Genomic DNA, 22,436 nt, shown 5'->3' with positions numbered 1-22,436 from the left:
TTTTTCGTCTACGCACGGGTTGGCTTGATCAGCACCATGACCGGTCTGATCCTGGCGCACATCATGCTGGCCTTGCCGTACGTGATCATTGCCCTACTGGCCGGGCTGCGTAATTTCGACATGTCTCAGGAGATGGTCGCTCGCAGTCTTGGCATGAATCGGTTTCGAGCTTTCATGGCCGTGACGTTGCCGCAGATCAAGCCAAGCCTGGTATCGGCGACTCTGTTCGCCTTCATCACCTCGCTGGATGAAACCGTGGTGGCGCTGTTCATTTCCGGCGGCGATAACCAGACCCTGACCAAGCGCATGTTCACCGCGCTGCGTGACGAAATCGATCCGACCATCGCCGCCATCAGCTCGATTCTGATTCTGGCGTCGCTGCTGTTGGTGGTGATTGCCGGGCGCAACAAGCAAGGCTGACCCCTTTATCGAGGATGAGCGCGCCCAGCAGTGCAGGGATTGGCGCGCTCATACAACTGAAATCGTCGCTTGCTCTGCGCCAGCACAGCCTGCCGCCAATCGCCTCAATTCAGCATCTATTGCCCGTGCGGACGACCATCTCGGCATCGGGCGCTGGGCGGACGTTTTTACAATGAGTCCATCGTTCGGAACCCTCAAGGCACCCTGATCATGTTGAAAAACACACTGCGTGACCCTTCTCTTCTCGTCGAGCACGCCTATGTCAATGGCGTCTGGATCGATGCCGATGACGGCGCGACCCTTGATGTGACCAACCCGGCCGACGGCAGTGTCATTGCCCGCGTTCCGGCACTGCAAGCGGCTGAAACACGCCGCGCCATCGAGGCCGCCGAAGCGAGCTTCGTCACTTGGCGAGAAGTCCCCGCGGCCGAACGCGCCCGTCTGCTGGAAGTCTGGTTTCGCCTGATCATGGACAACCAGGAGGATCTGGCGCTGATCATGACCGCAGAACAAGGCAAGCCGCTGAGCGAGTCACGCGGCGAAATCGCCTATGGCGCCAGCTTCGTCAAATGGTTCGCGGAAGAAGCCCGGCGCATTTATGGCGACACCATTCCTTCCCCCGCCGCCGACCGACGCATCCTGGTGCTCAAACAGCCCATTGGTGTTGTGGCGGCGATCACTCCGTGGAACTTCCCCAACGCGATGATCACGCGCAAATGCGCGCCAGCGCTGGCCGCAGGTTGCCCGGTATTGGTCAAGCCTTCAGAGATGACACCGCTGTCGGCGCTGGCCCTTGCCGTGCTGGCAGAACGTGCCGGCATCCCGGCTGGCGTGTTCAACGTGCTGACCGGCCTACCTGCTGGGGTCGGGGGCGAAATGACCAGTAACCCGGCCGTGCGCAAGCTGTCGTTCACCGGCTCTACGCGCATCGGTCAACTGCTGATGAGCCAGTGCGCCACGACCGTCAAACGCCTGAGCCTGGAACTGGGTGGTAATGCCCCATTTATCGTGTTCGACGATGCCGACCTGGACCTGGCGATTGCCGGAGTCATGCAAAGCAAATTTCGCAATGCCGGACAAACCTGCGTCTGCGCCAACCGTATTCTGGTGCAAGACGGCATCTACGAGCGTTTCGCTGAACGCTTGAGCGCAGCGGTCTCGGAACTGAAAGTCGGCAACGGCCTGCAAGCGGGTGTGACTATCGGCCCACTGATCAACGCAGCGGCGGTGGATAAAGTCGCGCGGCACATCGGCGACGCGCTGGAAAAAGGCGCCAGCGTGGTCATCGGCGGCGCCCCCCAGGGCAACGGCCTTTACGTGCAGCCCACCGTGCTGCGCGATGCCAACGCCGACATGCTGCTGGCCAATGAAGAAACCTTCGGTCCGGTCGCTCCGCTGTTCCGCTTCAAGGATGAGGCCCAAGCGCTGGCGCTGGCCAACTCCACGCCTTATGGCCTGGGTGCTTACTACTTCACCCAGGACATGCGCCGAGCCTGGCGGGTCGGCGAGCGCCTGGAGTTCGGCATGGTGGGCTTGAACACCGGCATCATCTCCATGGAAGTCGCCCCTTTTGGCGGCATGAAGCAGTCCGGAACCGGTCGGGAGGGCTCCAAGTACGGCCTGGACGAGTTCCTCGAAATCAAGGCCTGGCACATTGGCGGCCTAGGCTGACGATCTGCGGGGCAGACGCCGCCTGGCAGCAGATCCTGTTTTCCCGGCGGCTCAAAACGGCACGAACATCGCTATCGCCTGTGTTCAGATGGATGCAGACACTTCGGGCAATCCCCCGCTCTGCAAAGGAGGACGCTTCATGAATTTCACTGAAGGTTTTGAATCGGTCAGCGTCAATCAGGTATGCAAGCAGTACGGCAGCCTCAAGGCGTTGAACAACGTGAGCCTGAAGGTAGAAGCAGGGGAATTCATGTCCCTGCTCGGCCCTTCGGGCTCAGGCAAGACCACGTTATTGAGCATCCTCGGTGGATTCATTCGGGTCAGCTCCGGCAGCATTTTCTTCGGCGAGCGCGACGTGACGCTGATGCCGCCGCACAAGCGTGAAATCGGTGTGGTGTTCCAGAACTACGCGCTGTTTCCGCACATGACGGTCGGCGAAAATGTGGCGTTTCCGCTGCGCGCACGTGGCGAAAACGCGACCAAGAGCCGCGACCGGGTAAAACAGGCCCTGGCGACGGTTGAACTGACGGGCTACGAAGACCGTTCGATTGCGGCCTTGTCGGGTGGCCAACGTCAGCGGGTGGCATTGGCTCGGGCAATTGTCTTCGAGCCCAAGCTGATCCTCATGGACGAGCCGCTGTCGGCGCTGGACAAACAGCTGCGCGAGACGATGCAGATCGAGTTGCGCGCGCTGCACAAACGCCTGGGGGCGACCATGATTTACGTGACCCACGACCAGCGTGAAGCGCTGACCATGAGCGATCGCATCGCGATCATGCGTGGCGGACAACTGGTTCAGGTCGACACACCGCGGCGTCTGCACGATCACCCCTCCGACGACTTCGTCGCCAGCTTCATTGGCGAGAGCACGCTGGTGCCGCTTCAGCGCAGCAGCAACAACGGTCTGACGCTGGGCAACACTGCCTTGCGCACCACCCGCCCGGTTCCGCCATCGGGCGACGTGTTCCTGGCCCTGCAAGCGGAAAAACTGCTGATCGATAACGAGACATCCGGCCCCGAATGGAACCGCCTGCGCGGACGTGTCTCGGACATCGTGTTCCAGGGCGAAAGCCTCAAGGTATTCGTCGACCTGGAAGGTGGCCCGACCGTCAGCTTGCGTCAGCCAAGCCACCACGAAGGTAATCTGAGCCTGCCGCCAATCGGCTCGCCCATGCTGATGCGCCTGCATCCGGAAGACACCATCGTGGTGCCGCGAGCGACGGTCTGACACGGGTCATGCAGGCGTTGCCAGTCAGGCAGGAACACCACACGCCAACCCATCGACACACACGAACCCTCCACAGCCGAATATTTCGTCACGCCCCCGCAAAACAGTCGATCACAGCGCTGGCCCATGCAACTTCAGCGCTTGTGGTTCCGGCCACTCCTTATCCTGATCACATCACCCGCCAACCTCGGCGTTAACGGAGATCGAGATGAATTCTGCACTGACTGAAAACCAACGCCTGCTTGCCCTGCGCGATCAACACGTACCGCGCGGTATCGCCACTGCCCACCCCATCGTTGCCGCACGCGCCGAGGGCGCTGAGTTGTGGGACGTGGACGGCAAGCGTTACCTGGATTTCGTCGGCGGTATCGGCGTGCTCAACGTCGGCCACAATCATCCGCGCGTGGTAGAAGCGGTACGTCGGCAGGTGGGCGAGATCTCCCATGCCAGCTTTCAGGTCGTGGCTTATGAAAACTACATTCAAGTCGCCGCGCGCCTGAACAAAATGATTGGCGGCGCCGAACACTATAAAAGCGTGCTGTTTACCTCGGGCGCCGAAGCGGTGGAAAACGCCATCAAGATCGCTCGGGGCTACACCAACCGCACTGGCGTCATTTCCTTTCGTGGCAGTTTCCACGGTCGCACCCTGCTGGGTGTAACCCTGACCGGCATGAGCCAGCCATACAAACAAAACTTCGGTCCGTTTCCGGCCGAGATCTACCATGCGACCTATCCGAACGCCTATCGCGGCATCAGCAGCGATGATGCGCTGGCTGAGCTGGACGAGTTGTTCGCCACCGACGTTGCACCTGATCGCGTGGCCGCCATCATCATCGAACCGGTGCAAGGCGACGGCGGTTTTCTCGCAGCACCGAACGCCTTCCTGCAAGCCCTGCGCGAACGCTGCACCCAACATGGCATCGTGTTGATTCTCGATGAAATACAGGCCGGTTTCGGCCGCACCGGCACGATGTTCGGCTTTCAACACGCCGGCATCAAACCTGATCTGGTCACCACGGCCAAGAGCCTGGCAGGCGGCATGCCGCTGTCGGCGGTGGTGGGTCGCGCCGAGATCATGGACGCTCCGACACCGGGCGGTCTGGGCGGCACCTATGGCGGCAACGCGGTAGCTTGTGCTGCGGCACTGGCGGTCATGGACCTGTTCGAAGAGCAGGATCTGCTGAGCCAAGGCGAGAAACTGGCCGCACAAATGCGTGAGGGCTTGCTGACGCTTCAAGCGCGCTTCCCGCGCATCGGTGATGTTCGCGGGCTGGGCTTCATGCTGGCCATTGAGATGGTCGCCGCCGACAGCAAACAAACCCCGGATGCCGCCCTGGCTCAGAAGGTCATCGATGAAGCGCGCAACGCCGGCCTGCTGGTCATCAAATGCGGTGTGCATCGCAACGTGGTGCGTTTCCTCGCGCCGCTGGTCACCACGCCCGAGCAAGTGGCCGAAGCGTTGCAGATGCTGGATACAGCGCTGACAGCTGCCTGCTGAGGCGGCGCCGCACAGGATGTAACGCCGAGCCCGACCTGCTGACGCAGTGTCGGGCATTGGGCTCAATCATGATGGAACCAAAAAGCGTCACTCAGGAGCGAATCATGAGAGTCACCCAATACAAGGCATTGGGATTTTCCTTTAGCACCCTGGTCGACCGGGAACGGGGCATTCTGGACGGCCTTCGACCGCTGGCAGTGCAAAGCCAGGTCGCCACCAGCGACGAGCAGTTGCTGAGCGCGTATCGACAAATGGCCGATGAGCTTGCCACCCGGGGACACAAGGTCGGTCCGATGGCGTTCCATGGTCAGTTGTACCAACGTCTGGCTCATCAATTGCATATCATTCCTGGCTGGGAAGAGAGTGTGGCTTTCAGTAACTCGTCGTCCCAATGGCCCATATTCGAAGACGCTCCAGGTGCCTTGCAGTATCTGAGCAAGTTCTACCGACTGATACTGATTGCTCCACCCAATGGCATTGACCTGCGCTCGTTGACCAGCCGTTTGCCAGTGGAGTTCGATGCGATCATCGAACCCAGCAGCGACGACTGGCACACGAGTCTGAAGACCGCACTCAACCGTCTGGGGCTGGAGCGATCGGAACTGTTACCCGTGCGCAGTACCGAAATCGACGACCCATGGAATCAACGGGTGGATTTTCCGGTGTGTACATTGCGCCGAGGCCACAGCCAGCCCTGGAATCATTCACCGCAGGCATTGGATGGCAAGCGCTGTGAGTACGCAAGCCTTGCCGACCTTGCGCACGCCCATCAAAAGGCACTGCATGCCTGACGGTAAAGGCCCTGATTTGAAATCGCGAGGACTTAAGGATGGACGCTGCAACGAAGCTGGATCGTATCGATATCAACATCCTGGTCCAATTGCAGAAAGACGGGCGCATGACCAACGTCAGCCTCGCCGAAGCTGTCGGCCTGTCGCCAAGCCCGTGTCTGCAACGCGTCAAGCGCCTGGAATCGGCTGGCTACATCAGTGGCTATGAAGCCCATGTCAATCTGGCCAAGTTCGCCAATTCGGTGACCGTTTTCACCGAAGTCACCCTCTCGGACCACAAGCGTTCGGACTTCGTGAAGTTCGAGTCGAGCATCCGCAACATCGACGAAGTGCTGGAATGCCATTTGATTAGTGGCGGTTACGACTACCTGGTGCGTTTTTTGTGCAGCAGCATTCAGCATTATCAGGAACTGATGGAATCAATCCTCGACAAGAACATCGGTATCGAAAAATACTTCAGCTACATCGTCATCAAATCGCCGGTGGTGAAAAGTACCGTGCCGCTGCGCAGTCTGGTCAGAGCGGTGTGAAGACCGACCAAACTGCATTGCACAACAGTGATGGTCCCCTCACCCCAGAATGCAAAACACCTTACGCACGGTCTCGTTGCTGAGCCAGGCATTGGTCGCGCCGGCAGGCACCACCACCACTTCACCGGCCGTCACTCGGCAGGGGTCACCGCTCAATGGCGTCAGCGTCACCGCACCTTCCAGAATGAACATGAGTTCGCTGTAAGCGGGCTCGACCTGTTTGCGTGCATACGCCTCGCACTCCCACAGCCCGATGCGCAGATTGGCGCTGCTGAACAGCGTCTGGCTCCAGGCTTTCGGTGCCGCGCTCAGCAGCACATTGGCCGCGGGCGCACTGCTCGGCGGCAAGGGCAATGACAGATCGATTTTCAGAGGGTGTCGCGGCATGTCATTGCTCGGTGCCAGACCGGGAAATGCCATGAACACACGTCGCAGCGACCCGCGATGGTGCCAGCGAACGCTCACGCCGCGTGGCACCACAAAGCAGTCGCCTGCCTTGAGTTCCAGATGAAAACCGTCGCCTTGCAACGTCAACTCCCCCGCCTCAACGACCCCCAACTCAACCCAGGGGAAATCCTCGATCAGCAGATTGGCATCGACACTGATGCTGCTGCCCACTGCATAGCCTTGGGCAGAGTCGTGGAAATGCACGGTCCTGCCTGCCGCCAGCGGATCGTGCTGCAAGGCAAACGCTGCACAGGGCAGTTGGCGATCCGTGTGGGGCTGTGAGTAATGCAAAATCGGTGGCATGGATTCAACGCTCGCTCATCGACCAATGACATCAAGAAATTGCTGCCAACCGGCCGCCAGGCGCACGCCCGGTGCGCGGAAAGCATGCAAGGGAATAGGTTTGAATTTTTCACCCGACATCAGCCCCAGGTCGACCTTCTTGCCTGCAGTCATTGCCCCCAATTGCCGGCCCATCCAGGTCGACATCGCCACGCCGCCGCCGTTATAGCCGATGGCGTAGAAGCTTCGATCATCAAGTTGCCCGGCATGGGGCAGATAATCGAGCGTCATGGCCACCAGTCCGGACCAGCGGAAGTCGATCTTGTAGTCCCGCAACACCGGGAACACATCGCCCATGCTGCGTTGCAGGGTGCGGAAGGCATTGTGCGAATCGTTCTTGCCGAACGCGCCACGCCCCCCGAAAATCAGGCGATCGCCGACCACTCGAAACCAGCGCAGCATGCGCTTGGTGTCACCACAGACCTGCCCGCCCGGCATGATGCCGGCCAGAACGTGTGCAGGCAGCGGTTCGGTGGCGATGATCGCACTGCGAAATGGAATCAAGCGGCGATGCAACGTGTCGGTCGCGCGCGTCTGATCCGAATAACCGTTAGTGGCATAGATCACTTGGCGGGCGCTGACCCGCCCCTGAGGCGTTTGCACAATGATCCGCTCACCTTCCCGGCGTACCTGCTCGGCGGGGCTGTTGATGTACATCTTCACGCCGCGATCATGCAGGCTTTGGGCGATTCCACGGGCGTAATTCAGTGGGTGAATGCCACCTGCCTTGGGTGTCAGCAAGCCGCCGCAGAAGATCGTCGAGCCGGTCATCTCTCGCACCTGATCGGCACTGATCATCACTGACGATGCACCACCGGTTTCGCGCTTGATCCAGTTAGCCGTAGCTTGCAGCCCACCTAGCGCATGGACATTGTGCGCAGCAGCGATATGCCCGCCCATGTGCAGGCGCGCTTGGTCCAGACCGAGGGTTTCTATCATGTCGACCAGGCTGTCCACGGCGGCATGCCCAGCGTGGTACATCTGCAGCGCCGTGTCGCGACCAAAGCGGGCCATAAGGCCTGGAAAGCCGACCCGAAACTTGGGCGACACCACGCCACCGTTTCTACCGCTGGCGCCAAAGGCAAGGGTGTTGGCTTCAACTATCAGCGGTTCGCGACCGCTCAGGGCAATATGATGGGCTGCCGTCAGACCGGTATAACCCGCGCCGATGATCACCACATCGCACTGACGCTCGCCTTCAAGCGATTGCAATGCAGGTGAAGGTTGGGCGGTAGCCGCCCACAAGCTCTGAACAGTCATGGCCAGCATCCGGCTAAAAAGAGAAACGGCGCTCGCGGCAGAGCCCGAGCGCCAAGGTCATCAACCCAGTTCTTTCTCGACTGCGTCGGCCAGTTGCGCCAGCGAAGTGAAGTGATAGTGCGGCTCGGTACGCTCGGACTCCAATGTGCCACCGGTGCCTTTCTGGGCAAAACGACGCTCGATCCAGCACGTTTGATAGCCCAGACGCATGGCAACGCCAATGTCGTGGTATTGGCTCTGAGCAACGTGCAGGATGTTTTCGAACAAAATCCCTTGAGTCGCCAGCACGCCGCGGGTGTAGGCAAAGAACTGCGGATCAGGTTTTTCGAACCGCACGTCGTCGACCGTCACACTGACGTCGAACGGCTCGTCCAGCGTCTTGGCCATGAGCTTCAAGGCCCAGATTTGCGAGTTGGTGGTCGCCACCAGCTTGAAATGTTTATGCAGACGCTTGAGCGCTTCGATCGAATCAGGGAACGCCGGAAAGTTCTTCACCGATTGGGCCAGGCCCTTGGCGTAATCGTCGTTATCCGGCAGACCGAGTTTGGCGGCCATCACGTGATAGCAACGCTCAAGGTCGTCCGGCCACCAGCCCGAATCAGTAGAAGCGCGAGCTTCACGGTAGGCCTTGAGAATGTCGTCATCGCTGCAGGCTTTGCCCGCGTCACCCGACACTTCGCGCACGTGGGCGAGGATGCCGGCTTCGAAATCGATCAGGGTGCCGACGACGTCGAACGTCAGGGCTTTGAACTGCTTGAATGACATAAGGCGCTCCGCAAGATAGGTCATGAGGGTGAAGCAATCGGGTCAGGCCCATTATCGCCCCCCTGTTCTCGTGAAATATTTCGTTTCCGCTGCGCCTTTGGGCATAACCTACTGTTTTTTTACTCGGTACGGCACACCTGAGCTCAATCGCCGGATTCGACCCGTGCGGCGAGCCCCAAATGTGGATAAAGCGCGTCGACCCGAATGATGTCCGCCTGCATCTCTTCGACGATCCAGTCGCGTACATTTTCCACCACCGGACGCATCGCACGATTGCCCGGCGAGACCAGGCAACAGCGTCGCGAGGTCATCCGAACCTGATCGGCGGCGGGCACCAACTCGCCTTTCGTCAGGCAGTTGGAGACCACGTTCAACCAGCCCAACGCCATGCCTTGGCCGAGCAAGGCAGCCTGCACGACCACTGCGTAATCAGAAAAAACCAACGCGTTTTCAGCCCGCCCCGAACAGAGCAAATCGTCTGCCCATCCGCGATCCTGATTGTCCATGCTGATGAGTGTTGGCACCTGCTTTTTGCCGGGGTCCTGCAACACTTGCTTCAGGTATTGGGGGTTGCACACCGGCAGGGTTATTTCAGGAATAACCAGTGTATCCGTGGCTTTCAGGCTTTTTGATTCGACGTAACGCATGCCCAGGTCGACATCGACCAATGGACCGCCGATCCTGCCCGACATCAATTGATAGCGCATGTCGACGGTGGGAAACCGCTCACTGAAACGGCTCATGCGCGGCATCAACCAATGGGTGGTAAAGGCGGTGGAAACCGACAGCGTGACCGTTTCGATACCCGTGGCGCGGGATTCGATTTCACTGATTGCCGATTCGATGGTACTGAAACCTTCCTGAACCCGACGATACAAAATACTGCCGCTTTCGGTCAGCCTCGCGCCGCCGCGTACCCGCTCGAACAACTGCACGCCAAGGTGTTCTTCGAGGCGCGACAACATGCGGCTGACGGCCGGTTGACTGACGCACAATTCATCCGCCGCCCTAGTGAAACTGCCACATCGTGCGGCGGCCTCAAAGACGAACAAGGAACTTGCGCTGGGAAGCTTTCTTCGTAGGTTAGACATGACTTGAGTTTATGTCTGACACAACTATTAGTAAATTGCCGAATGCAAAATACGGCGCTTATTCTTGCGAGAACCCGAGTGTGTTTTTCCTGCAAAAAAAGCGGACACCAACGTTAGACACTCATCCCGCCTGCGCTTGCCCCCAAGAGACCGCACCCTACTATGCAAAACGCCCTGAAATTTTATATCGATGGCCGCTGGGTCGAACCCTTCGGGACAGCCCAACTGCCCGTGATTAACCCGGCCACCGAGCAAGCGTTCAGCCACATCGCCATGGGCAACCAGGCCGATGTCGACGCAGCCGTGTTGGCGGCAAAGCGAGCCTTTGCGGGGTTCGCCCGCACGACGCCAGAACAACGCGAAGCCCTGCTGGCGAGGATTCTCGAGGTCTTCCTTGAACGCTACGACGAGATTGCCGAAGCCATCGTCCAAGAAGTGGGCGCGCCGCGCGCGCTGTCTCATGACTGGCAGGTCGGCATCGGTAAACGCCATCTGGAACAAATGATTCGCACGCTGCAGACGTTTGAGTTTCAGAAAACCAAAGGCAAGACCCTGATCACGCTGGAACCGGTCGGCGTCGTTGCGTTGATCACGCCGTGGAACTGGCCGATCAATCAGATCGTCTGCAAGGTGGCACCGGCCCTCGCCGCTGGCTGCACCATGGTGCTCAAGCCAAGCGAAATAGCGCCGCTCAATGCGCTGCTGTTTGCCGAAGTGATGCACGACGCCGGGGTGCCTGCGGGGGTTTTCAATCTGATCAATGGCGACGGCCCGACCGTGGGCGCCGCGCTGGCCGCGCACCCTGATGTCGACATGGTGTCGTTCACCGGCTCAACCCGTGCCGGTGTCGAAGTCGCTCGGTTGGCAGCGCCCACGGTCAAGCGTGTGCATCAGGAATTGGGCGGCAAATCTGCCAATATCCTGCTTGACGATGTAAACCTGGAATCCGCAGTCACCTCAGGCGTAAACAACTGTTTCGGTAACAGCGGGCAATCCTGCAACGCCCCGACCCGGATGCTGGTGCCCGCTGCCCTGCACGATCAGGCCGCTGAAATCGCTCGCCGGGCAGCACTCGCTCACCGCGTCGGTCCACCCACCGACCCTCTATCGAGCATGGGGCCGGTGATCAGCGAACGTCAGTACCAAGCCATTGAGCGCATGATCGCCATCGGCATCGCGGAAGGCGCGCAGTTGATCTGCGGCGGCCTTGGCCGACCTGCCGGGCTGGAAACGGGTTATTACGTGCAGCCGACGGTATTTGCTGGCGTAACACCCGGCATGACCATCGCTCGCGAAGAAATCTTCGGGCCGGTGTTGGTCATTCAGGGCTATCTCGATGACCAGGACGCCGTGAACATAGCCAACGACAGCGTGTTCGGCCTGGCTGGCTACGTACAATCAGCAAACCTGGAACGCGCTCGAAAGATTGCGATGCAATTGCGGGTCGGCAGCGTCTACATCAACTATCCAGACTGGGATGCCGGCGCCCCGTTTGGCGGCTACAAGCAATCAGGCAACGGCCGCGAATACGCAGAATGGGGACTGGATGCGTTTCTGGAAACCAAAGGCATCGTCGGTTACGAGCGCTGATTTCGCAGCAGTGAGATCAGCCCGTTCATTCAACGCCGATCATTCCCATGCTCGGCGTCCTTCAAGGTCAGGCTGAGCGTCACCGGCGCGTGCCCCAACTGAACGTGGCAGCGCTCATCATTTCCCGAGCGCCTCAGCCATCGATTCCGACGCCAGCAACGCGCCCTCCTTCTTGATCAAATCCGCCATCCGCTCGGCGATCATGATGGTCGGCACGTTGGTGTTGGCGCAAGGAATCGATGGCATCAGCGAGGCATCGCAGACCCGAAGGTTTTCAACGCCGATCACTCGCCCATCGCTGGTGGTCACCGCGTCGGGATCGTCGATGCGACCCATGCGGCAAGTGCCTGATGGATGCCAGGTGCCGCCGACATTACGCCGAACGAAATCGGTCAACGCCGCGTCATCGGCCAATAGCTTTTTCAGCGTCACACCTTGCGTCACCAGCCTGTGAATCAGCGAGGCTCGCAACGGACCGGCGATGTCCAGCAACACGCTAAGTAGGCCGCGAAGCACCCCGTTGACCACGCCGGGCATCGCCACTTTTGCCACCCGCGGCGAGTAACTGGAAGGAAACACCACGCTGCGTTCAGCGACTAACGCAGGTGCAGACAAGGTGCTCGCACCGAACCTCAATGCCAATTTGAGCCGCTGCAAATCCCGAGGATCGGAAAGCATGTCGAAATGCACATGCGGCTCTTGCCGCGGATCGCTGGACATCAAGCGCAATCGCCCCCGCGAGTAGGACTTGTTGACCCAGAAGAACATCGTGCCCAGCCGATAACCCATAGAGTGCCAGCCGGACCGCGAAAGAATCGCACCGTGCATGTCGCAAGCGACTGTATCGGGCAAACCTGAGGAAAAGCGCACGATGGCCTGCTCATGATGCTCGTTTGCAAACGGCGTGCGCCCGGCTTTATTCAGCAACGCGGACACCGCAATTGACGGATGCTCCATGAGGTTGCGGCCGACGCCGGGGCGATCCGCTACCAGTGGAATGCCAAGTAACGTCAACTCGTCCGAGGGGCCGATCCCGCTGCGCAACAACACGGCGGGGCTGTGAATCGCACCCGAGCAGACGATGACCTCACGGGCATGCACCTCACTGGCAGCTCCGTCCTGGTTGAGAATCCGCGCACCGATGGCGCGCCCGGCCTTGAACAGCACCTTGTCGACCAGGCAATCGGTGCGCAGGGAAAAATTGCCACGCCGGCGCACACTATCGGTCAGGTAGCACACCGAGGTGGGAATCCGTTCTCCCTGAGCGCTGACCGCGATGGCACCGACGAAGACGCCTTCCTCCCACTCGCCATTCTGATCGGGCTTGCGCGGGTATCCACGTTCGCCCAGCACCTTCATGACCGCTTTGACGAAGGGCGAAAGAAATCCGTCTGCCGTGCGCCGAATCCTGACCGGCCCTCGACTGCCGTGCAGCGGGCCGTCGAAGTCAGTATCGGTTTCGAGTTTGCGAAAGTACGGCAGGCAATTTTCCCAGCTCCAGCCTTCGGCACCGAGTCGCTGCCACTCGTCGTAGTCGTCTGGAGCGCCGCGATTGGTCATCAAGGCATTGATTGCCGAGCCGCCACCGAGAATGCGCGCCTGCTCATAGCGCCGCTCACTGGAGCGTTTGCCCATCATCGCGGTCAACCGCTGCCAGATATTGTTGGTGTCCAGATAGGCGCGTCCCGGATACCGACTGCGAATCGCAGCCGGCATGCTGGCTGCGCAAATATCGCGCCCCGCCTCGACCAGGCACACCTGTTTTTCAGGGTCCTCGCAGAGCCGAGCGGCAAGCACACACCCTGCCGAGCCGCCACCGAGGATCAGGTAATCAATCATGATCGCGAACCTGGTTTACTGAACGAATTGCAGCCAGCGGTCCTTGGCGGCAATGCCGGCCGGCGATGACCACCACTCTTCGGAAAGCAGCGCTTGTTTGGAAGCGTTTTGCGGCGAGCTTGGCAGTTCTTTAGCGCGTTCTGCGGTCAATTTGCCAGTGTCAAAAGCGGCTGGGTTGCCAGGGCCGTAATCGATATACAGCGGCAAGTTCGCTTGCAAATCAGGCGACACCGCTTCGTTGACGAACTTCACCGCTGTCGCGTAATTGGGCGCGTTCTTCAGAATGCATAACTGGGTGTTCTGCAGCAGCCCGTCGCTGTAGGTGAAATCGACGTCTTTGTTGTCCTTGCGCACGGCGCTGGCGCGGCCGTTCCAGATCATCAACATATCGACTTCGCCATCATTGAGCAGTTGGGCCGATTGGCCGCCCGAACTCCACCACACGGCGATGTCCGGTTTGATCTGCTGAAGTCGTTTGTAGGCGCGATCGACATCCAGCGGATAAAGCTTGTCGCGCGCAACGCCATCAGACAGCAACGCCGCTTCCAGTGTGCCCATCGGATCGTTACGCAACGACCGGGTGCCGGGGAAGTCCTTGACGTTCCAGAAATCAGCCCACGTCTGAGGCAGCTTTTTCAGTGATTTCTTGTTGTACGCGATCACCGACGAATAGAACTCGTAGGCCACCGAATAAGGCGTGCGATAAGCGGCAGGCATGGCCTGGACGTTGGGCATTTTGCTCAGGTCCAGCTTTTCGATCAGGCCCTCATTGCCGCCGCGAAGGCAATTGGACGGCGGGGTATCGATCACGTCCCAAACCGGTTTGCCGGCTGAGCCTTGAGCTTTGACCATGGGCAGGGCGTCAGGAACGCTGTCCTGTTTGATGGTGATGTTCAGGCGCTTGGCCGCAGGATCAAGGATGGCTTTGGTCTGCGCTTCCTGATAGACGCCGCCTTGGGAAACAAAGGTGATTTCTTCTGCCACTACCGGCATCGCACACGATATCGATACACACAACAAGGATAAAGCTGAACCAGGGAAACGGATCTTCATGGCAAATCATCCTGAACGTAGAGTAGTTCGGCAGCTTCAAAAACCCTCGTCTGAACCCCTGTAAACCAGCGCATGCTCAGGTCTGAATTTTTTGTTTTACCGAGCGGGTTGGCAGGACGTTACAAGACCTGCCCCCACATCGACAAACAACGATTAGTCAGGCTCAACATAATCTGAAGTTATACAGATTCAGCCAGGCATTGCGCCGCGCGCCTGCCCGCGATAATGATGCACATCCGTCGAATTCATTGCCTGACACACCGTAATCACGGGCTAACGGGCTCCTGAAGAGGCTCTACGGCAGTTGTCATAACGCGTTGCGGCGCAGCAAAAGGCAGTCGTTTCGCCAGCGCCTGAGCCATGTACTGAGTGAATGTCGAAATCCGCTGTGGAATATGCCGGCGATGCTGATACACAGCAAAAATATCCCCGCGCGGCGCCTGATAATCCTCCAGTACAACCCGCAGACGACCACTCTCCAGATGCTCCTGAACATCCCAGCGTGAACGCAAGATCAGGCCATGACCGTCCAGGGCCAGGCTCAGCGCGACTTCACCGTCGTTGCTCGACAGGGTGCCACTGACCTTGTGCGAATAATCCTGGCCATTTCTGTGGAAACGCCAGATCGCATAGTCATTGCCAAACTGACGCAACACGATGCAATTGTGCTGCGCCAGATCGGCAACCTGAGCCAGCGCAGGACTGCTTTCCAAGTACTTGGGCGAGGCACAGAGCAGACGCGGGTTCTCCAACAAACGGATGCCGATCAGACGCGAGTCGGGCGGTTCGCCCATACACACGCCGATATCGAACTGGTCATCCAGCAAGCTCAGGGGCTGGCTGGTCAGCTCAAGAGAAATCTCCAGTTCGGGATGCAGGCGCGCAAAACTTGACACCACCGGCGCCAGATGACGCCGGCCGAACCCCAGCGTACCGTTGATCCGCAAACGGCCGTGCAAGGTCGGTTGACGGCTGTTGAGGGCGCTCTCCAGCTCTTCAAGCTGGCGCAGGATCGGCCGCCCACCTTCAAGGTACAAAACACCTTCGGGCGTCAGCGACAACCGGCGCGTGGTGCGTTGCAGCAACTGCACGCCGAGCCGTGCCTCAAGCTGGCTCAGGCGCTTGCTCACGGCGGGCAACGACAGCCCCATCTGGCGTGCCACTTCGGTGAGACTGGCGCGGGTTGCCACCTGCTGGAAGAAGCTCAAATCATCAATCATGCTCACCGACTCTTTCCTTAAGGTTAAGAATGGCTTTCGCTCAAGACTAATTATTAATCCAGCCACACTGCATACACTGAGCGCCATCTCCCATCAATCCCTGGAGTCGAATCCATGAGCAAGCCCCGCTACAAAATTGCAGTGATCCCCGGCGATGGCATTGGCAAGGAAGTCATGCCCGAAGGCGTGCGTGTGCTGGACGTCGTGGCCGAGCGGCACAACCTGGAACTGCAATGGGACTGGTTCGACTTCGCCAGCGCCGATTACTATCTGGCCCACGGCAAAATGATGCCCGATGACTGGTTCGAGATCCTCAAGGGTTACGACGCAATTTACTTCGGCGCAGTGGGTTGGCCGGATGTGGTGCCCGATCACATTTCTCTATGGGATTCGCTGCTGCAGTTCCGTCGCGAGTTCGACCAGTACGTTAACCTGCGGCCTTGCCGCCTGATGCCCGGCGTGAAAGCACCGCTGGCCAACCGCAAGCCCGGTGACATCGATTTCTGGGTGGTGCGCGAGAACACAGAAGGCGAGTACTCCAGTGTCGGCGGCAAGATGTTCCCCGGCACCGACCGCGAGATCGTGTTGCAGGAAACCGTGATGACCCGCGTCGGCGTCGACCGCATCCTGAAATTCGCCTACGAACTGGCACAGAGCCGTGCGAAGAAACACCTGACCTCGGCGACCAAGTCCAACGGCATCGCGATCACCATGCCGTACTGGGACGAGCGCGTCGTCGAAATGGGCAAGAAGTACCCAGAGGTGAAGGTCGACAAGTACCACATCGACATTCTCACCGCGAACTTCGTCCTGCACCCGGACTGGTTCGACGTGGTGGTGGCGAGCAACCTGTTCGGCGACATTCTCTCCGACCTGGGTCCGGCCTGCACCGGCACCATCGGTATTGCACCGTCAGCCAACATCAACCCGGAACGCAACTTTCCGAGCCTGTTCGAACCGGTGCATGGTTCAGCGCCGGACATCGCCGGCAAAGGTATCGCCAACCCAATCGGGCAAATCTGGTGTGGCGCCATGATGCTGGAACACTTGGGGCATCCAGAAGCGGGGGCAGCCGTACTGACCGCCATCGAAAACGTGTTGGCAATGGGGCCGGAAAACGCGCCATTGACTGCCGACATCGGTGGCAAGGGCAACACCGAGTCGTTGGGCAAAGCCATCGCGGCCGCCTGCAAGACCCTGTAATTAGAGTGCAATCTCCCGTTTGCACCCCTGCATTCGGGAGATTGTTGTGCCGGTTTGAGGCATGGTGAGTGTTTACTAAACCCTGGCGAGAGAAACCATGACCCTGCTGTTCAAAGTCGACGATGCCCGCGCCCACGACTGGAAATCACTGTTCCAAACACATGCCCCGGACATCGAGGTACGACTCTGGCCTGACATCGGCGATCCTGCGCAGATTCAGTTTTTCGCCTCCTGGCAACCACCCGCCGATCTGCACGTGCAGTTCCCCAACCTTCAGGTGGTGTTCGCCACGTCGGCTGGCGTCGATCAGTTCGACCTGAGCGCACTTCCCGAACACATTGAAGTGGTGCGCATGCTTGATCCGGGCATTGCTCAAGGCATCGTCGAATACGTGTGCTTTGCCGTGTTGAGCCTGCACCGGGAAATCCCTTTGTACCTTGATCAGCAACGCCAGCACCATTGGCAAACCCGGCCCTTGATCCCGGCCCGCCAGCGACGAGTCGGGGTCATGGGCCTGGGCAATCTCGGCATTGCTGCGCTGCAAAGCTTGCGGCCCTTTGGCTTTGACCTGAGCGGCTGGGCGCGCTCGGAGAAACACATCGAGGGTGTGCGCTGTTTTGCCGGTGATCAGCAGTTGATACCGTTCTTGAATCAGTGCGATCTGTTGATTTGCCTGCTGCCGCTGACCGCCGACACGCGCGGGATTCTCAACGCCAAAACCTTCGCCGCGCTGCCCCACGGCGCCCGGCTGATCAACCTCGGGCGCGGCGGCCACCTGGTGGAGTCCGACCTGCTTGATGCGCTGGCAACTGGACAGATCGAACAGGCGATTCTCGATGTGCTCAACGATGAACCGCCGTCGCAAAATCATCCCTATTGGGACCATCCACGCATCTGGCTAACCCCGCACATCGGCGCCATGACCTCACCGGACAGCGCCTTCAAGCTATTACTGGAGAATATTCGCCGGCATCAGCGCGGGGAGCCGATGCAGGGCGCGATTGCGCGAGATGTGGGGTATTGATCTGTTGCACCACGCCCCGTGTCGGTACTTCAGTAAACATCCCGCACATAGCGTTTGTGCTGCGCCAGATAGCGTAGATGCTCCGCCGCGCGCTCTTCGCTCAACCCGCCGTGCTGTTGGATAACCTGACGCAGGGCCAGGTCGACATCCTTGGCCATGTGCGTGGCGTCGCCGCAAACGTAAAGCTGCGCACCGTCTTGCAACCACTGCCAGAGTTCGGCGCCCTGCTCTTGGATACGATGCTGGACGTAGATCTTTTGCCCTTGATCGCGGGAGAACGCCAGGCTCAAATTCGTCAGCAAACCGTCTTGCTGCATGCCTTGCAGCTCGTCGCGGTAGTAAAACTCGGTGGCCGCGTGCTGCTCGCCAAAGAACAACCAATTCTTGCCACTGTCACCGCGCATCCGCCGCTCCTGAAGAAACCCACGAAACGGTGCCACACCGGTGCCGGGGCCAATCATGATCATCGGCACTTCGCTATCGGCTGGTGGACGAAAATGCTTCGACGGCTGTAGGAAAATCGGCACCTCGCAGTCTTCGGCGCGATCCGCGAGAAACGTGGACGACACGCCCTTGCGCTTACCATAGCGCACAGCAGAAACAGTCAAGTGGACATCCCTGGGATGCGCCTTGGGGCTGGAGGCAATGGAATACGAACGCGGCTGCAACGGCTTGAGCGAACCGAGCAACGCTTCGGCGCTGCAACGCACAGGGAACGCTTGCAGCACATCAGCCAACTGCCGCCCCCATAACCAGCTTTTCAGCTCGCCCTTGTACGCCTCGCCGAGCATGACTTTCAGCTCAGGATTGCCGCTGCGCTCGGCGATGAACTGCAGCGTGTCAACGTGCGGTCTGGCGATTTCAAAATGCTGGGCCAACGCTTCGCGTAATGGCACATCTCCCAGTTTGTCCAGCGTCACGGCGTGTTCGGGGTTGAGCCCGGTCAGCTCAAGCAGTTCGCTCACCAGTTCAGGGCAATTGCGTGGCCACACCCCGAGCGCATCGCCCGCCTCGTATTGGAAGCCTGAGTCACCCAGCGCCAAGGCGAATTGGCGTGTGTCCTTTTGCGCACCCTCGCCGTTCAGGCGGCGGTTGATCGACAGCCTGGAAAGCAGCGGGCGCGAACGACTGTGCAACTCAAGCACAGGCTCGCTACCAGAAACCGACAGCTCAGGCACCTCCAGCGACAGTGCCTGCTGCAGCGCCTTGAACCAGGCATTGGCGGGCACGTCGAATTCCGGATCGCAATCGACGCGTGGCAGCAACGCTGATGCACCCAGGCTTTCCAGGCGCTGATCAAGATTCTTGCCGTGCTGACAAAAGCTGTCGTAGCTCGGATCGCCCAACGCTAATACCGCATAGTTGAGCGACTCAAGACGGGACTCATGCTGGCGCAACGACTGCCAAAAATCCCGACCGTTATCAGGTGACTCGCCGTCGCCGAAGGTGCTGCTAATCAACGCCAGCTTGTCCACTTCTGCCAACTGCGCGGCGGGAAAACTGTCCATGGCGCGCACATCGATGACAATCCCGGCATCGCGCAAGTGGCTGCCGAAGCGCTCGGCCAAAGCCTCGGCGTTACCGGTTTGCGAGGCCCAGAGCAACGTCAGGGCTGGCTTGCCTTCAAGCGGCGCAGTGGCCTCGGCAACCGGCGTCGTTTCAAAGAAGCGATGAGCAATCAGCTCGACTCGCTGCAACGCTACTGCGCTGAACTTGAACTCAGGCTGCAACGAGATGGGGTCGATGGCGTCGCTGGTGACCGCGTTGATCGCCAGGTTTTCGCCAAACACGTCGTTCCAGTGAAACGGCGCAAAACAATTGCCAGGGCGCATACGATCAGTAACCCGCGCGGGCAGCACGGCACGACCACGCGCTGAACGCACCTCCACGGCGTCCTTGTCTTTGATACCCAAGAGCGCGGCATCTTCGGGGTGCAGTTCAATGAACGGGCCGGGGTTGAGCTTGTTCAGGGTCGGCACCTTCCCGGTTTTGGTCAGGGTATGCCACTGATGCTGTAGCCGACCGGTGTTGAGTACGAAGGGGAAGTCGTCGCTGGGCATGTCGGCGGGTGATACATGAGGGCGCGGCAGGAACACCGCCTTGCCACTGGCTGTCGGGAATACAAGGTCGGGACGCGTGCCATCGGCTGCGACCTTCAGCGATTGGCTCACGCCGTCGTTCAGATAACGAATCGGATTGCGCCCACTGGCGCCAGCCGATGAGATGGGCCACTGAAGCGGTTGTTCGCGAAGACGCGCATGGCTGGCACCCCGGATGTCATAGCCGGTTTGCGGATTCCAGGCGCGTTTGATCTCTTCGAACACCTCTTCAGCCGAGGCGTAACTGAACGCCTGGGCATAGCCCATTTCACAGGCCACCCGCGCAATGAGCTGCCAGTCAGGCAAGCTGTCGCCCGGTGCATCCACGGCTTTTTGGGTCAGGGTCAGGTTGCGCTCGGAGTTGATCATCACCCCTTCGCTCTCGGCCCACAGCGCACCGGGCAACAGAATGTCGGCGTAGCGATTGGTTTCGGTGTCCAGAAATGCATCTTGAGTGATGACCAGTTCAGCCGCCCGCAGGCCCTCGATCACCGTCTGCCGATTAGGCACCGAGGCCACCGGATTGGTGCAAATGATCCAGCAAGCCTTGATATCGCCATCACGCAGTTGCTCAAACATCTTCACCGTGCCGCTGCCGGACTCCGCTCGCAGGGTCCCGCAGGGCACGCCCCACATCGCCTCTATAAATAGACGATCCGTTTCCAGCAGTGCCGAACGCTGTCCGGGAAGTCCTGGCCCCATGTAGCCCATTTCCCTTCCGCCCATGGCATTGGGCTGCCCGGTCAGGGAAAACGGTCCGCTGCCAGGGCGGCAAATGGCGCCGGTCGCCAGATGCAAATTGCACAGCGCGTTGGTGTTCCAGGTGCCGTGGGTGCTTTGATTCAGGCCCATGGTCCAGCAGCTCATCCATTGCGCTGCCTGGCCGATCATCTGCGCAGCCTGGCGAATATCGGCTTCGGCCAAACCTGTGATGTGCGCCACGCGCGCAGGCGTGTAATCGGCGAGAAATGCTGGCATCGCGTCCCACCCCTCAGAGAACGAGGCGATGAACGCAGGATCGGTGTGGCCGTTCTCCATCAACAGATAAAGCAGGCCATTGAGCAGCGCAAGGTCGGTGCCGGGCTTGATTTGCAGGAACAACCCGGCCTTGTCTGCCGTGGCGTTGCGCCGTGGATCGACCACAATCAACGTCGCCCCAGCCTTGACCCGATCCATCATGCGCAGGAACAGAATCGGGTGACAGTCGGCCATGTTGGCGCCAATGACGAAGAACAGATCCGCCTTGTCGAAATCCTCGTAAGAGCCTGGCGGCCCGTCCGCGCCCAACGACAGCTTGTAACCGCTGCCCGCGCTGGCCATGCACAGTCGCGAGTTGGACTCGATATACGCGGTGCGCACAAAACCCTTGGCCAGTTTGTTCGCAAGGTACTGCGCCTCCAGCGACATTTGCCCGGAGACATAAAACGCCAGCGCATCGGGGCCGTGGCGGTCGATGATCGCGCGCAGGCGTCGGGCCGTTTCGCTGATGGCGTGGTCAATACCGGCGCGCACCGGCTCCTGGCCACGTGCATTGCGTAAATAAGCTGACTCCATGCGCCCGGATTCAGTCAGCGGCTGGGCGCAGGTGCTGCCCTTGGTACACAAGCGGCCATGGTTGGTCGGGTGCGCCTTGTCGCCGGTCACTTTGATGACCCGATTGTTTTCGACCTGCATCACGATGCCGCAACCCACACCGCAATAAGGACACACGCTTGCAACGCTTTGACTCGTCATATCCATTTCCCGAAGCCAAAAAAAAGACGCCTTGTTCCCCTCCGTCTGAAACGGGGAGCACACGGCGCCTTTGTCGTGAAGATGGCAATCGGTGTTGATTACCTCTGCACAGTGCTTTGCAAAGGACGGGCCAGAGGGCTGTCGCACAGCGCCAGTAAGTCCGGTGTGCGCGGTCTGCCTGTTACACCGCGTGCGCAGGTTTTACGACGGGTTCCCCGCCGGTCGCGGGACAAGCCCGACTCCTACATGGGGGTGCAGGGCCAAAACGCACGTGGTGGGGGCCAGAACGCCCTGTAGGAGCGAACTTGTTCGCGAAGCGGTGTCTCAGGCGCATCGTGTTGGTCGCCTCGCCAACAAGTTGGCTCCTACAGAGTGAACTGCATTCTGTAGTAAACCCGGTGTACGCGGTCTGCCAGTCATACCGCGTGCGCAGGTTTTACGACGGGTTCCCCGCCGGTCGCGGGACAAGCCCGGCTCCAACATGGAGGTGCAGGGTCAGAATGGCATTAGGGCTTGCCCGCGAAGATGTCGGTCTGGGCGACATCTGACCTGTATCAAACCCATACCGTAAAATCCGACCTAAACTTACACTATCTGCCTCTCACCAAGAGACTGCCGTCGTGGACGAATA

At 59.7% G+C, this 22,436-nt stretch carries 17 protein-coding genes; 9 read left to right on the top strand and 8 right to left on the bottom strand.

Going from position 1 to position 22,436, the window contains the following annotated elements; translation table 11 throughout:
• The 6 genes from VGC62_RS10070 to VGC62_RS10045 form a co-directional block, all read left to right on the top strand.
• Nucleotides 1-420, top strand: a 420-nt coding sequence (locus tag VGC62_RS10070; RefSeq protein WP_331186931.1) for an ABC transporter permease, incomplete at its 5' end; no start/stop codon positions are given.
• A 210-nt stretch (nucleotides 421-630) separates the two neighbouring features.
• The gene (locus VGC62_RS10065; protein ID WP_331186930.1) at nucleotides 631-2,091 is read left to right on the top strand and encodes an NAD-dependent succinate-semialdehyde dehydrogenase; all 1,461 of its coding nucleotides are present in this window, start codon (nucleotides 631-633) and stop codon (nucleotides 2,089-2,091) included.
• A 139-nt stretch (nucleotides 2,092-2,230) separates the two neighbouring features.
• Nucleotides 2,231-3,319, top strand: coding sequence for an ABC transporter ATP-binding protein (locus VGC62_RS10060; RefSeq protein ID WP_331186929.1), 1,089 nt, complete (start codon nucleotides 2,231-2,233; stop codon nucleotides 3,317-3,319).
• A 208-nt stretch (nucleotides 3,320-3,527) separates the two neighbouring features.
• Nucleotides 3,528-4,817 (top strand): 4-aminobutyrate--2-oxoglutarate transaminase, encoded by a 1,290-nt coding sequence (gene gabT, locus VGC62_RS10055; RefSeq protein WP_331186928.1) that lies wholly within the window; start codon nucleotides 3,528-3,530, stop codon nucleotides 4,815-4,817.
• 104 nt (nucleotides 4,818-4,921) lie between these two features.
• Nucleotides 4,922-5,608 (top strand): hypothetical protein, encoded by a 687-nt coding sequence (locus tag VGC62_RS10050; protein ID WP_331186927.1) that lies wholly within the window; start codon nucleotides 4,922-4,924, stop codon nucleotides 5,606-5,608.
• Nucleotides 5,609-5,646: 38 nt separating this feature from the next.
• The gene (locus tag VGC62_RS10045) at nucleotides 5,647-6,138 is read left to right on the top strand and encodes an Lrp/AsnC family transcriptional regulator (protein WP_331186926.1); all 492 of its coding nucleotides are present in this window, start codon (nucleotides 5,647-5,649) and stop codon (nucleotides 6,136-6,138) included.
• A 39-nt stretch (nucleotides 6,139-6,177) separates the two neighbouring features.
• Here the strand turns inward: VGC62_RS10045 and VGC62_RS10040 are convergent, their stop codons facing one another.
• The 4 genes from VGC62_RS10040 to VGC62_RS10025 form a co-directional block, all read right to left on the bottom strand.
• Nucleotides 6,178-6,888: a cupin domain-containing protein gene (locus VGC62_RS10040; RefSeq protein WP_331186925.1), complete on the bottom strand. Its 711-nt coding sequence runs from the start codon at nucleotides 6,886-6,888 to the stop codon at nucleotides 6,178-6,180.
• A gap of 15 nt (nucleotides 6,889-6,903) precedes the next feature.
• Nucleotides 6,904-8,187 carry an FAD-binding oxidoreductase gene (locus VGC62_RS10035; RefSeq protein ID WP_331186924.1) on the bottom strand — a complete coding sequence of 428 codons (1,284 nt, stop codon included), beginning with the start codon at nucleotides 8,185-8,187 and terminating at the stop codon, nucleotides 6,904-6,906.
• 60 nt (nucleotides 8,188-8,247) lie between these two features.
• Entirely contained in the window at nucleotides 8,248-8,952 is a 705-nt protein-coding gene (locus tag VGC62_RS10030; RefSeq protein ID WP_331186923.1) for an HAD-IA family hydrolase, read from the bottom strand.
• A 143-nt stretch (nucleotides 8,953-9,095) separates the two neighbouring features.
• The gene (locus VGC62_RS10025; RefSeq protein ID WP_331186922.1) at nucleotides 9,096-10,043 is read right to left on the bottom strand and encodes a LysR family transcriptional regulator; all 948 of its coding nucleotides are present in this window, start codon (nucleotides 10,041-10,043) and stop codon (nucleotides 9,096-9,098) included.
• A gap of 162 nt (nucleotides 10,044-10,205) precedes the next feature.
• Between VGC62_RS10025 and VGC62_RS10020 the strand changes: the two genes are divergently transcribed.
• The gene (locus VGC62_RS10020; RefSeq protein ID WP_331186921.1) at nucleotides 10,206-11,633 is read left to right on the top strand and encodes an aldehyde dehydrogenase family protein; all 1,428 of its coding nucleotides are present in this window, start codon (nucleotides 10,206-10,208) and stop codon (nucleotides 11,631-11,633) included.
• 117 nt (nucleotides 11,634-11,750) lie between these two features.
• Here VGC62_RS10020 and VGC62_RS10015 read toward each other — a convergent pair whose 3' ends face one another.
• The 3 genes from VGC62_RS10015 to VGC62_RS10005 form a co-directional block, all read right to left on the bottom strand.
• Complete coding sequence (locus VGC62_RS10015; RefSeq protein WP_331186920.1) at nucleotides 11,751-13,472, bottom strand: GMC family oxidoreductase; 1,722 nt, start codon at nucleotides 13,470-13,472, stop codon at nucleotides 11,751-11,753.
• Nucleotides 13,473-13,487: 15 nt separating this feature from the next.
• Entirely contained in the window at nucleotides 13,488-14,525 is a 1,038-nt protein-coding gene (locus VGC62_RS10010; protein ID WP_331186919.1) for an ABC transporter substrate-binding protein, read from the bottom strand.
• 266 nt (nucleotides 14,526-14,791) lie between these two features.
• Entirely contained in the window at nucleotides 14,792-15,751 is a 960-nt protein-coding gene (locus VGC62_RS10005; RefSeq protein WP_331186918.1) for a LysR family transcriptional regulator, read from the bottom strand.
• Nucleotides 15,752-15,859: 108 nt separating this feature from the next.
• Here VGC62_RS10005 and VGC62_RS10000 point away from each other — a divergent pair, with 108 nt between their 5' ends.
• Nucleotides 15,860-16,948, top strand: a complete 1,089-nt coding sequence (locus VGC62_RS10000; protein ID WP_331186917.1) for a tartrate dehydrogenase — start codon at nucleotides 15,860-15,862, stop codon at nucleotides 16,946-16,948.
• Between the two features lie 97 nt (nucleotides 16,949-17,045).
• Nucleotides 17,046-17,972 (top strand): glyoxylate/hydroxypyruvate reductase A, encoded by a 927-nt coding sequence (locus VGC62_RS09995; RefSeq protein ID WP_331186916.1) that lies wholly within the window; start codon nucleotides 17,046-17,048, stop codon nucleotides 17,970-17,972.
• 29 nt (nucleotides 17,973-18,001) lie between these two features.
• Here VGC62_RS09995 and VGC62_RS09990 read toward each other — a convergent pair whose 3' ends face one another.
• Nucleotides 18,002-21,805 (bottom strand): bifunctional nitrate reductase/sulfite reductase flavoprotein subunit alpha, encoded by a 3,804-nt coding sequence (locus VGC62_RS09990; protein WP_331186915.1) that lies wholly within the window; start codon nucleotides 21,803-21,805, stop codon nucleotides 18,002-18,004.
• Between the last annotated feature and the right edge of the window lie 631 nt (nucleotides 21,806-22,436).

The organism is Pseudomonas sp. (genome assembly GCF_036404235.1).
Classification (GTDB): domain Bacteria; phylum Pseudomonadota; class Gammaproteobacteria; order Pseudomonadales; family Pseudomonadaceae; genus Aquipseudomonas.
Note: the sequence above shows the minus strand (reverse complement) of the source record. Positions and strands in the feature narration are given on the sequence as shown.